The sequence below is a fragment of the Stenotrophomonas sp. P5_A8 genome, from assembly GCF_056400545.1.
Genome location: NZ_JBFULB010000255.1, coordinates 1 through 5528, shown reverse-complemented (window position 1 = coordinate 5528; position 5528 = coordinate 1). Strand labels below are relative to the sequence as shown.

Here is a 5528-nt window from a genome sequence, read left to right as displayed (position 1 = left end):
GGGATGAACGTGCCCTACGACCTGTCCATCGCCGGTTTCGAGGACAGCCCGTTTTCGCGCCAGTCGTGGCCACCGCTGACCACCGCCAAGCAGGCCACCGAAGACATCGCCCGGCATGCCGCGCGCCTGCTGATCGCGCAGCTGCGCAGCGATGCCTACGACGACGCACCGCTGCAGCTGCAGAACCAGGGCTTCGTGCCGCAGCTGGTGGTGCGCGGTTCCACCGCGCCGATGCGCCCGCAGGGCGCGCGCCCTCCTTCTCCTGAAACCACCTGAGTCCCGCATGTCCCTGCCTGCCCCCCACGACACCCTGATGTACCGCGAAGCCGCCGAAGCGGCCGATGTGATTGCCGCGCAGTTCGCGCGCAACCAGGCTGCGGTGGAAACCCTGGCCGCCAGCCTGCGCGCGGCACCACCGCCGTTCGTGGTGACCTGCGCGCGGGGCAGCTCGGACCACGCCGCCACCTACGCCAAGTACCTGCTGGAAACCACGCTGGGCCTGGTCACCGCGTCGGCCTCGCCATCGGTGGGCTCGGTCTACGAAGCGCCGCTGAAACTGCGCGGTGCGCTGTACATCGTGATTTCCCAGTCGGGCAAGAGCCCGGACCTGCTGCGCAACGCCGAGGCCGCGCGTGCGGCCGGTGCGCGCGTGGTGGCGCTGGTCAATGTCGAGGACTCGCCGCTGGCGCAGCTGGCCGACACCGTGATCCCGCTCGGGGCCGGCGCCGAGCGCAGCGTCGCGGCAACCAAAAGCTACCTGGCCTCGCTCTCGGCGATCCTGCAGCTGGTGGCCTACTGGAGCCAGGATGCGGCGCTGATCGCCGCGCTGCGCACGCTGCCAGACGCGCTGCGCCAGGCCTGGAACAGCGACTGGTCCGCACTTACCGAGGGGCTGGTCCCGGCACACAATCTGTTCGTGCTCGGCCGCGGACTGGGCCTGGGCGCGGCGCAGGAAGCCGCACTCAAATTCAAGGAAACCTGTGGCCTGCATGCCGAAGCCTACAGCTCGGCCGAAGTGAAGCACGGCCCGATGGCGCTGGTGGGTCCGGGCTTCCCGGTGCTGGCCTTCGCCCAGCCCGATGAAACCGGCGCCGGTACCCGCGCAGTACTGAAGGAATTCGCTGCACGCGATGCGCAGGTGTGGCTCTCCGATGCCGACGGCGATCTACCGCTGCCGGCGGCTCCACATCCGGCCTGCGCGCCGCTGCTGCACGTGCAGGCGTTCTATCGCGCAATCAATGCACTGGCGCTGCGCCGCGGGCACAACCCGGACCTGCCGCCGCATCTGAACAAGGTGACGGAAACCGTCTGATGAAAACCGTGCTGCGCAACGCCCGCATCCTGGCCGGCGACGAATTCCGCGATGACCTGGCGGTAGTGATCGAAGCCGGCCGCATCACCGCGCTGGTCTCCGATGCCGCCCCGCAGCTGGGCACCGCCGACGAACAGGTGGACCTCGGCGGCGGCTGGCTGCTGCCCGGCTTCATCGACGCCCAGGTCAATGGCGGCGGCGGTGTGCTGTTCAACAACACGCCGGACGTGGAGAGCCTGCGCCGGCTTGCCGCCGCGCACCGCCGCTTCGGCACCACCGGGCTGCTGCCGACGCTGATCAGCGACGACGTGCAGGTGATGCGCCGCGCGATCGACGCGACCCGTTCGGCCATCGCGCAGGGCGTGCCGGGCGTGCTCGGCATCCATCTGGAGGGCCCGTACATCGCCCCTGCGCGCAAGGGCACCCACGACGCCAACACGTTCCGCGTGCCCGATGCCGAGGAGATCGCGCTGGCGGCCTCGCTCGACAACGGCGTCACCCTGCTCACGCTGGCGCCCGAGCGGGTGCCGCTGGAGAGCATCCGCGCGCTGGTCGAACGCGGCGTGATCGTCGCCGCGGGGCACACCGCAGCGAGTTACGAAGAAGCACGCGCCGGGCTGGATGCCGGCATCCGTGGCTTCACCCATCTGTACAACGCGATGTCGCCGTTGACCGGGCGCGAGCCGGGTGCGGTGGGCGCGGCGCTGGAAGACCGCGACAGCTGGATCGGGATCATTGCCGATGGGGTGCACGTGCATCCGGCCAGCCTGCGCGTGGCGCTGGCGGCCAAGCCGCGCGGCAAGGTCATGCTGGTCACCGACGCGATGCCGCCGGTGGGCGCGGACAGCCCAAGCTACGAACTGTATGGCGAGGTGATCACCGCCGTGGATGGGGTGGTGCGCAACGCGGCCGGCTCGTTGGCCGGATCGGCACTGGACATGGCCACTGCCGTGCGCAATGCGGTGCAGCTGCTCGGCCTGCCGCTGGACGAAGCGGCGCGCATGGCCTCGCGCTATCCGGCGCAGTTCCTCAACCTGGACGACCGACTGGGCGAGATCGCCGAAGGCTACCAGGCCGACCTGGTGCTGCTGGACGACGCGCTGCAGGTGCGCAGCACCTGGATCGCCGGCCAGCGCGAGGACGCATGAGCGCTGCCGCCGCGCCGCGCATGGGCTCGATCGACGCCCTGCGCGGGCTGACCGTGGCCGCGATGCTGCTGGTCAACAACCCCGGCGACTGGGGCCATGTGTACGCGCCGCTGCTGCACGCCGATTGGCATGGTTTTACCCCGACCGACCTGATTTTTCCGCTGTTCCTGTTCATTGCCGGCGTGTCGATGGCCTTCAGCCTGGCACCGCGCGCGGGCCAGCAGACGCTGCGTCCGGCCCTGCGCAGTGGCCTGCTGCAGCGTGCGCTGCGCATCGCGCTGGCCGGTGCGCTGCTGCACCTGCTGGCCTGGTGGTTGATGGACCTGCCGGCCTACCGGCTGTGGGGCGTGCTGCAGCGGATCGCGCTGTGCGTGGCGGTGGTCGGACTGCTGGCCATCCAGACGCGCGCCCGCACGCAATGGGCGGTGCTGGTCGGACTGCTGCTGGCGTACACCGCGCTCCTGCTGGGGGCCGATTCGCTGGCCCCGTTGGTCAACCCGGCCAGCCGCCTGGATACTGYGTTGTTCGCGCCGCTGCTCTACAAGTACGACCCGCTGACCGGGCTCGGCCACGACCCCGAAGGGCTGCTGAGCAGCCTGGGCGCGGTCGCCACGACGGTGCTGGGCCTGCGTGCGGGCGCGTGGCTGCGCACAGGGCAGGTGGGCGGGCTGGCGGTGCTGGCAGCGGCATGCCTGCTCCTGGGCGGCGTGGCGGCCCTGTGGCTGCCCCTCAACAAKCAGCTGTGGACCCCCAGTTTCGTGCTGTGGACCGGCGGGCTGTCGGTGACGGCCTTGTTGCTGGCCCACCTGCTGGTTGATCGCTGGGGCGCGCCCGCGCTGGGCCGGCGCTTCGGCGTCAACGCCATTGCGGCTTACCTTGGCTCGTCGGCGATGGCGCTGCTGCTGATGGCCAGCGGCGCATGGGGGTGGCTGTACCTGGCCCTGTCGACGCTGCTGCCGACGGCCCCCAAACTGGCCTCGCTGCTGTGTGCGGTGGGGTTCGTGGCGGTGTGGTGGGGCGTGGTGTGGGCGTTGGACGCGCGACGCATCTACCTCAAAATCTAACTGTGGCATCACATTCTTTTACCCCCCTCATCACGGCGCGACGGTAAAAGTACTGACGTCGGTCTGCATAGAACCACTGGGCCGGTGCCGTACCCCTCTTGTAGAACAGGAAAGGCGTATGCGCTCCATGACCGTTTCGCCGGCACGCACCGTGCTCGCCGACCGCATTTCGCACTGGCTGCGCCTGGGGTGCCGGGGAGCCTTTGGCACGCTCCTGCTGACCGGGGCCGCGCCGGCGTGGGCCGGCTGCGACAACCCCGCCCCCGGTCAGGGCCAAACGGTGACCTGCTCGACCGCAGCGCCCAATCCGGATCCAGTGCCGATCGTCACCGCCGGTGGCGCATCGAACACGACCATCAACGTGCTGGCCAACGCGCAGCTCGGTATCGCCAGCGGCAACGCGATCACCGTGCAGGCCGGCAGCGGGCATGTCATCGACAACAGTGGCAGCATCATCGCCAACGCGGGGCGCGCGCTGCAGCTCGATGGGGCCACCTACCTGATCAACCGCGGCACCATTGCCGGCAGTACCGGCGGCGTCGTGTCCGGTGCCGGCAACGACCGCATCGACATGCTCGGCGGCAGCATCCAGGGCGGCGTGCTGCAGGGCGCAGGCAACGACACCCTGGTGATCGGCGACGGCGTGATCGACAGCGTCGACCAGGGCGATGGCGAGGACACTCTGCAAATCAGCGGCGGCAGCGTGACCGGCCCCGTGGTGCAGGGCTCGGGCATCGACAYCTTCCTGATGACCGGTGGCAGCATCGGCGCGCTGCTGCAGGGCGACGCGCTGGACCGCTTCCGCATGACCGGCGGCCGCATTGTTGGGGCGTTCGACGATGGCGACTATGCCGAAATGACCGGCGGCCGCATCGGCCGGGTGAACATGAAGCTGGACGACAACACCTTCCTGATGTCCGGCGGCACCATCGACGGCAACCTGGTCACCGGCTTCGGGCGCGACACCATCGTGCTGTCCGACGGGTACATCGGCGGCAACATCAGCGTCAGCGGCGGCGATGACGCGGTGACCATCACCGGCGGCACCGTGCGCGGTGAAATCCGGCTGAGCTTCGGCAACGACACCCTGACCTGGAACGGCGGCGGGGTGGTGTACGGGGCCATCGATTTCGGCGAAGGCAATGACGTCGCGCAGCTGACCAACCTCAATAACGCCCACCTGGGCGCACTGCCGGTGTTCGACGGTGGGCCGGGCAATGACGTGCTCGGTTTCGACAACGTCAAAACCAGCGGCGTGGCGCGCTTTGCCAACTGGGAGCAGGTGGCGCTGCGCGACGATACCCAGCTGGCCTTCGACGGCACCCTGCTGCTGGGCGACAGCGCCAGTGGCACCGGCCGCCTGGATATCGATGCCACCAGCGCGGTGTTTGGCGGTGGCAGCAACGGCGGCGTCGCCCCGTTCGTCGCCGGGCAGCTGGCCACGCTCACCAACGCCGGTCGCATCGACCTGAGCAACGGTGGCGGTGTGGGCGATACCTTCACCGTGGTTGGCAACTATGTCGGCACTGGCGGCGCGCTGTACCTCAACACCGTGCTGGGCGACGACAGCTCGGCGTCGGACAAGCTGGTGATCTCCACCGGCAGCGCCAGTGGTACCACCGGCGTGGGCATCCTCAACGCCGGCGGCGGCGGTGCCTCCACCGTGGCCGACGGCATCCTGGTGGTGCAGGCGATCAACGGCGCCACTACCGCGCCCAGCGCGTTCGCGCTGTACAACCCGGTCGCCGCCGGGGCGTACGAGTACTTCCTGTTCAAGGGCGGGGTCAGCGGCGGTACTGCCGAGAACTGGTACCTGCGCTCGACCCTGGTGGCCGCCGCCACCCCCGCACCGTCGCCCGCGCCCGGCGGCATCCTGGCGACACCGCCGCCGCCACCGGAGAGCACCGGCACGCCGCCGGTCGACCTGCCGCCCGCAGCGCCGCCACCGCCGGACGTGAACCCGCCGGATGATCCGAACCCAACTGCGGCCGAGCCGGCCCCGCC

At 70.0% G+C, this 5528-nt stretch carries 4 protein-coding genes and 1 pseudogene; all 5 read left to right on the top strand.

The annotated features are described in order from the left end of the window. A partial coding sequence (locus AC1DQP_RS15580) for a substrate-binding domain-containing protein (RefSeq protein ID WP_478051956.1) occupies nucleotides 1–276 on the top strand: 276 nt, incomplete at its 5' end. Nucleotides 277–283: 7 nt separating this feature from the next. Next, the gene (locus tag AC1DQP_RS15575; protein ID WP_457318828.1) at nucleotides 284–1312 is read left to right on the top strand and encodes an SIS domain-containing protein; all 1029 of its coding nucleotides are present in this window, start codon (nucleotides 284–286) and stop codon (nucleotides 1310–1312) included. After that, entirely contained in the window at nucleotides 1312–2460 is a 1149-nt protein-coding gene (nagA, locus tag AC1DQP_RS15570) for an N-acetylglucosamine-6-phosphate deacetylase (protein WP_478051955.1), read from the top strand. Before AC1DQP_RS15575 ends, nagA begins: the two co-directional genes overlap by 1 nt. Then, nucleotides 2457–3524: an acyltransferase family protein gene (locus AC1DQP_RS15565; RefSeq protein WP_478051954.1), complete on the top strand. Its 1068-nt coding sequence runs from the start codon at nucleotides 2457–2459 to the stop codon at nucleotides 3522–3524. Before nagA ends, AC1DQP_RS15565 begins: the two co-directional genes overlap by 4 nt. 118 nt (nucleotides 3525–3642) lie before the next feature. Beyond that, nucleotides 3643–5528, top strand: a pseudogene (locus AC1DQP_RS15560) (autotransporter family protein); the annotation flags it as partial.